The organism is Streptomyces sp. SID5910 (assembly GCF_009862125.1).
In the GTDB taxonomy this organism is placed as follows: Bacteria; Actinomycetota; Actinomycetes; order Streptomycetales; family Streptomycetaceae; genus Streptomyces.
In genome coordinates this window covers 1-5,538 of the sequence record NZ_WWHX01000905.1, presented here as the reverse complement: position 1 = coordinate 5,538, position 5,538 = coordinate 1, and the positions used below count along the sequence as shown (strand labels likewise).

5 protein-coding genes and 2 pseudogenes are annotated in these 5,538 nt (G+C 72.1%); 3 read left to right on the top strand and 4 right to left on the bottom strand.

Going from position 1 to position 5,538, the window contains the following annotated elements; translation table 11 throughout:
- The coding region (locus GTW67_RS32480) for a carbon-nitrogen hydrolase family protein (protein WP_237519144.1) at positions 1–718 on the top strand (718 nt) is incomplete at its 5' end.
- 10 nt (positions 719–728) lie between these two features.
- On the opposite strand, the pseudogene GTW67_RS37220 reads toward GTW67_RS32480, so the two are convergent.
- The 4 genes and pseudogenes from GTW67_RS37220 to GTW67_RS32465 form a co-directional block, all read right to left on the bottom strand.
- Positions 729–1,019 (bottom strand): annotated as a pseudogene (locus tag GTW67_RS37220) (transposase); the annotation flags it as partial.
- 9 nt (positions 1,020–1,028) lie between these two features.
- Positions 1,029–1,283 (bottom strand): annotated as a pseudogene (locus tag GTW67_RS37215) (ASCH domain-containing protein); the annotation flags it as partial.
- A gap of 5 nt (positions 1,284–1,288) precedes the next feature.
- Positions 1,289–1,873 carry an ATP-binding protein gene (locus tag GTW67_RS32470; protein ID WP_161168333.1) on the bottom strand — a complete coding sequence of 195 codons (585 nt, stop codon included), beginning with the start codon at positions 1,871–1,873 and terminating at the stop codon, positions 1,289–1,291.
- Positions 1,874–1,937: 64 nt separating this feature from the next.
- Positions 1,938–2,363, bottom strand: a complete 426-nt coding sequence (locus GTW67_RS32465; protein ID WP_161168332.1) for a cytidine deaminase — start codon at positions 2,361–2,363, stop codon at positions 1,938–1,940.
- Between the two features lie 152 nt (positions 2,364–2,515).
- Here GTW67_RS32465 and GTW67_RS32460 point away from each other — a divergent pair, with 152 nt between their 5' ends.
- Both GTW67_RS32460 and GTW67_RS32455 read left to right on the top strand, forming a co-directional pair.
- Positions 2,516–3,547, top strand: coding sequence for a hypothetical protein (locus GTW67_RS32460; RefSeq protein WP_161168331.1), 1,032 nt, complete (start codon positions 2,516–2,518; stop codon positions 3,545–3,547).
- Between the two features lie 594 nt (positions 3,548–4,141).
- Positions 4,142–5,538: ATP-binding protein (locus GTW67_RS32455; RefSeq protein WP_237519143.1), on the top strand; the 1,397-nt coding region annotated here is incomplete at its 3' end.

Below are 5,538 nucleotides of genomic sequence, written 5' to 3'. Positions count from 1 at the left end.
AACGAGAGGTGTCAGGGTGGAGCAGCGGTTGAGCATCGCGGTGGCGCAACCGCGGTGTGTGGCATATGACGTGACGGCCAACGCGATGGCCCACGCGGAGGCAGTTCGTGCGGCGGACGCGCGGGTGGTTGTCTTCCCCGAGATGTCGCTGACGGGATACGAACTGGACGCCGCGCCGGTCTCCCCGGACGATGCACGGCTGGCTCCGATCGTCGCGGCGTGCGCCGAGACCGGGACACTCGCCCTGGTCGGTGCACCCGTGCCGGGTCCGCGTATCGGCGTCCTGGCTGTGGACGGAGAGGGCGCGCGCGTGGCCTATGGGAAGGTCTGCCTTCATGACAGCGAGGCCGCCCGCTTCGTGCCCGGGGAACCGGCCGTGATCGAAGTGGACGGGTGGCGGCTGGGGCTCGCCATCTGCCGTGACACCGGTATCCCCGAGCATGCCGCGAAGACGGCGGCGTTGGGTATCGATGGCTATGTAGCGGGGGTTGTCCACGCCGATGACGAGGCCGACGTTCATGGCGAGCGCGCCCTGCGAGTCGCCGCGGACCATGATGTGTGGGTTGCCACGGCGGCCTTCGCGGGCCCGACCGGCGGCGGTTTCGACCGCACGTCTGGCCGCTCGGGAATCTGGTCGGCCGGCGGAGAGCTGATCGCCGAGGCGAGCGGTGCCCCGGACAATGTCGTGCGGGCCGTTTTCAGCAAGAGTCGGCCCTGATCGGGGTTTCTCATTGTCGACGTTGGGGACGGTCGTCCCAGCGGTGAGTGGTCCACGCTCGCCGGATCAGGCTGCGGACGGTAATGACGGTGTCGGCGAGGTCGAAGAAAGCGTTGATCACAGTGGTGCGGCGTTCGTAGCAGCGGGCCAGGCGATGGAAGGCGTTCTGCCAGGCATGGGTGCGCTCAACGTGCCAGCGCCGGCTCGCCTGGATCGGCGCTTTCTCGCCCTTGTGCGCGATCTGCCCGCGCAGTCCCCGCCGGTCCAGTTCGGTGCGGGTGTCGGCGGAATCGTAACCGGACCGGTCGCCCTCTCCTTCGGCGGCGGCATGTTCCCATGTGACCCCGCCGAAGGGCGTCAGCCCTACGCCGGTGATCTCGATCGTGGCGACGCAGTCTCCGTCGTTGCCGAGGAGTGCCAGGCGCTCGCCCTCGAACTCCAGGCCCTCCGTCTCCTCGACGTACTCGGCCAGCAGCCCGGTCGTCGCTGTCTTCCGTCCGGCCAGGACGAGGGCGTTGAGCCGTTCCCGCAGCTCACCGGCCGTGCCGAGCTCCAGCGCCCGCATGCCGTTCACCCGTGGCCACACGGGGCACCGCCCTCCATTTCAGCGCGTCGCCCACCGCGCCCGGCCCAACCGGTGGCGGCGACCACGTCCTGCGCGATGTCACCGACGAGCCGTCCGTCCGTCGCCACGCGCACCGTTCCCGCGGAGGCTCGCTGGTCAAGAAGCCGCGCTTTGCGGACACTTCCCTCCAGCTCGCGCTCCAACTCCGAGCCGAGTTCTCGTCCCACCAGCCGCTCGCGGGCAGTGGCGTCGGAGGCGGTGAGCAGGACGCGCACGATCACCGCCCCGGCCCCCATGGCACGCTCGAACATGCCCGTCGCCTCCGGCAGCACACTCATGGTGTTCGTGTAGATCAGGCGTCGGTAGCCGCGCTGGGCGAAGTTCGCCCACACAGCGGTCAGATTGCACTCGGTGATCTCCGCGCGGTGAGGGTCTCCCTCCGGTGCCGGATGTACCTGACCCATGAAGTCACCGTCGACAATCGCGTGAGCGATCCCCTCGGAACGCAGCAGAGCCGAAACCTCCCACCCGACCGTCGTCTTGCCTACGCCAGCTCGTCCTCCGATGAGAAGTACCTCTGCGTGATCCATGGGGGCAGCGTGCCAGCGGGCGACCACCTCACACGATCCGATATCGAACCGGCCGCCTGCGCGCTCAGGACGCCGTACCCGCCCCGTCCGGCTCCAGTTGGTGGTCGGACCAGACGTACGTCACCGGGAGGAGGTCCGTGATGGGCAGCGTGCGGGTGCCCGTGGGCGTGGTCACGATGACCTTGAGGTCGGGGAAGTAGTCGGCCAGGACCTGGCGGCAGCGGCCGCACGGGGGGACCACGCCCCGGTCGCGGTCGCCGACGGCGACCATCGTGTCCAGGTCGTACGCGCCCTGCGCCGCCGCCGCGCCGATGACGACCAGCTCGGCGCAGGGGCCGCCGGTGAAGTGGTAGGCGTTCATCGCGGTGACGATGCGGCCGTCCCGGGTGCGGGCCGCCGCTGCCATCGTGTGGTTGTCGCCGTGGGCGCGCGTGCGGGCGACGTCGGCCGCGGCCTCGATCAGTTCGTGGTCGACGGGATGATGCGTCACGGCGGTGGCTCCTGGGGCGGGGTGGGTATCGTCCGCCGGTCAATGTAGTGCCGCCGTTCGCCGCGCGGTACCGGAATACGGTGAGGTCAGGGGCGGTTGGTGGCACGGGCCTCGGCGTCCGAGGTGGGCTGGACGGTGAGAGAGTCTGCGGCATGACCAGGACCACTCCGCCCCGCCCGCTCGACATCGAGGCCCACTTCCCCGAGCTCGCCGGCCATCGGGGCACCACCACCCGGCTGCATCCGCGGGCGGGGAGCCCTCGCGTGGAGGACAGTTCCGTGGGCGGGCCCCTGCTGTGGCCCGTGGACGAGCCGTGGCCCGTGTGTGTCCAGCCGCACGGGCGCGACAAGGGGCGGCGGCTCGCGGACATCCGTCGAGAGCGGGAGCTGTGGGCGGCGGCGCGGAAGCGGGGCGTGCGGGCGGGGCTCAGTGACGCCGAGCGGGAGACGCTCGACGAGCTTCAGCGGACGTACCGGGTCCCCGGCGTCTCCGAGACGGACCCCGTGCCGATGATCGGCCTCGCCCAGCTGTACCGGCGGGACGTTCCCGACCTCCTGCCCGGGCCGGACGGCTGCGATCTGCTCCAGGTGTTCTGGTGCCCCTTCGACGCGCATGGCAGGACGGGCTACGAGTCCTACCTGGAGCTGCGCTGGCGCAGGTCGGCCGAGGTCGGCGAGGTGCTGACCGCGCCGCCACTGCCGGACGTGGTCGGCTACGCCGGGTACGTGCCCGAGCCCTGCGTGCTGCACCCCGAGCAGGTCATCACCTATCCGTTCGCCGGGCTCCTGCCCCAGGACCTGTGCGACCGGCTCGACGCCTGGGACGAGGCCCGCGAGGAGGAAGCCGAGGATGAGGAGGGAGACGGGGGAGCCGGAGCCGTCGGGTATCAGTACGACCTCTCCATACCGCCCGGGTGGCGTGCCGGTGGGTACGCCTCCTGGCATCTCACCGATCCCTACGCCATGGACTGCCGGACCTGCGCGGCTCCCATGGAGCTGCTGCTCACCATCGACTCCTCCGAGTGGGACGGCGGCAGCGGGAGCTGGAAGCCCGTCGAGGAGCGGGACCTGCCGCCGCACCCCTTCGCCACGCCCACCCAGGTCGTCGTCGGCAACCACGGTGAACTGAACGTCTTCGCCTGCCCCGCCGACCCGGCGCACCCGCATCGCTGGAGCGTCCAGTGAGCACACCCAGGCCCGCTCGGGGCGCCCACAGCACCTGCCCCGGGCCCGGTCGCTGACTAGCAGGACACCTGCTCACACACCAACTACCTTTTCGGCCAAAGCCAGTTGGCCGTCAACCGCGCATTTTTCGCCTCATACTCCCGGGGACGGCGTCCCCTGGTCACCGAGCTGCCACAACGCGTGAGCACAAGCGGTATGGTCCCTGCCGAATGCCCTTGGCGGGCGCGGGAGTTCGGGTGCCCGCAGGAACGAACCTGCGCTGCCGCGAGCCCGCTCCGCCCGTCGTCCCACCGCTCGCGCAGGCCCTCGCTCGTCCCCGGGAGATCCATGTCGTGCACCCTCACCGATGTCAGCGCCGCTGAATCCTCGGCACGGGGGCCCGCGGCGGGGGTGCGATGCCGGTCGGTGCCGCCGGGGAGCGTCGAGGGCCGCCGCGTGCCTGTGCCGCGGGCCGGGAGACACCCGCTGAATCTGGCTTGTTGAGGCCTTCGGTCGCCGGCCCGCCTCGGCACCGTCTCGTCAGCCCGGATCCCGGCCGTGCCCACCGGGCCGCCCCTCCCCCACCCCGACGGCTTCCCCATCCGTGAGGACCCGATGACTGAACTGCTGTTGACCGGCGCCCTGTTGCTGGCGGTGGCCGGAGCCGGGGCCGCCTGGTACTTCCGGCGCGCACGCGACCAGGCCCGGCACCAGACCGAGCTGCTGCGCCGGCACGCCGACCGGCTCACCCTGCAACTCCTCGCGGCCGAGCAGTGCGTGGGCCACTTCACGGCCACCGTGATCCCCGCGGCGGCCTCCGCCGGACAGAACGCCGACGGCCACCGGGCCGCCCTCACCGTCCCGCCGAACCTCGACGGCACTCCCCTCGCCGAGCGCCTGCTCGCCCTCCCCGGGGCGCTGGCCTCGGCGGTGGGTGAGGTGCGGACGCAGGAGCGGGCGGCGGCCGCCCGGACCGCCGACCAGATCCGGCAGGACACGGAACGCCAGATCGCGCACGTGCGGCAGGAGTCCCTGGGCGTCGCCCGGGCCGCCGTACGCGGCTTCGCCAACAACGTCGTCGCACGGGCGGCGCGGCTCGGCCGGTCCGTCAGCCAGGGCGTACGGCGGCACATCTCCGACGAGGCGTACGCGACCCTGGTGGAGATCGACCACCTCACGCAGCAGATGCTGCTCACCGCGTCGGGGTACGCCGTGCTCGCCGGGGACAAGCTCTCCCGGCGCTGGCCCGCCACCTCGCTGACCGACATCGTGCGGGCGGCGATGGGCCGGATCGAGGGGTACGAGCGGATCAAGCACCCGGAGCTGGGGTCCGTCTCCGTCGAGGGTCGCGCGGTCGAGGCGGTCGTGCACGCCCTCGCGGTGCTGCTGGACAACGCGCTGCGCTACTCCCCGCCCGCGGCCAGCGTCCATGTGTCGCTGGAGCAGGGCCACCACGCGTTCTTCCTGATCGTCGACGACGCCGGACTGCGCATGGACGACGAGCGGCTGCTGTGGGCCAGCGACGTGATGTCCGGCGAGCAGCGCGACGACATCACCCGGCTCGGCGCCCACCCCCAGACCGGGCTGCGCGTGGCGTCCCTGCTGGCGGAGAACTACGGCTTCCGGGTCGAGCTGACCGCACCCAACATCTACCAGGGCACCCGCGCCATGATCGTGCTGCCGAAGAACCTCCTCGTCACGCCGGGAGCGGCCGGCACCGCCGTCACCGCCGTCACCTCCGCCTCGTCGGCGGCCCCCGCGGCCCGTCCCGAGACGCCCGCCGCACCGCCGGTACCCGCGATCGAGCCGGCAGCAGAAGCCGTACCGGCACCGCAGCCCGTACCCGCGGCGGCCCAGGCCACGGCACAGGCCGAACCGGCACCGCAGCCCGTACCCGCGGCGGCCCAGGCCACGGCACAGGCCGAACCGACACCCCACCCCGTGCCCCCGGCGGCCGCCGAGCCCGCCCCGCCCGCCACCACCGCCAGCGGTCTCACCGTCCGTCGGCGTAC

Excerpts from the sequence above, each read along its gene's own strand:
- GTW67_RS32470 (WP_161168333.1), bottom strand. The coding sequence starts at position 1,873 with ATGGATCACGCAGAGGTACTTCTCATCGGAGGACGAGCTGGCGTAGGC.
- GTW67_RS32460 (WP_161168331.1), top strand. The coding sequence starts at position 2,516 with ATGACCAGGACCACTCCGCCCCGCCCGCTCGACATCGAGGCCCACTTC.